This window comes from Cupriavidus sp. SIMBA_020, assembly GCF_046535395.1.
GTDB lineage: Bacteria > Pseudomonadota > Gammaproteobacteria > Burkholderiales > Burkholderiaceae > Cupriavidus > Cupriavidus campinensis.
Genome location: NZ_JAWRWU010000603.1, coordinates 1 through 271, shown reverse-complemented (window position 1 = coordinate 271; position 271 = coordinate 1). Strand labels below are relative to the sequence as shown.

General features: G+C 65.7%; 1 protein-coding gene. It reads left to right on the top strand.

From position 1 onward, the window contains the following. The coding region (locus tag SB751_RS30695; protein ID WP_410749112.1) for an ABC transporter permease subunit at nt 1-271 on the top strand (271 nt) is incomplete at both ends.

Sequence of the window (271 nt, the reverse complement as noted above, 5' to 3'; positions counted from 1 at the left end):
ATCGTGTCGCTCGGCGTGCTCGAGGCCGCGCGCGGCGTCGCTTATCAGCTGACGAATTCGCGCACGGCCTACATCGGCGACGCGTTCGATTTCCTGTCGAACCCGATCGCGCTCGGCATCTCGCCGGCGTTCCTGATCGCGGTCGCGGTGATGATCGCGGCACAGTTCGTGCTCACGCGTACCGTGTTCGGGCGCTATCTGGTCGGGATCGGCACGAACGAGGAAGCCGTGCGGCTCGCCGGGGTTAACCCGCGGCCGTATAAAATCCTCG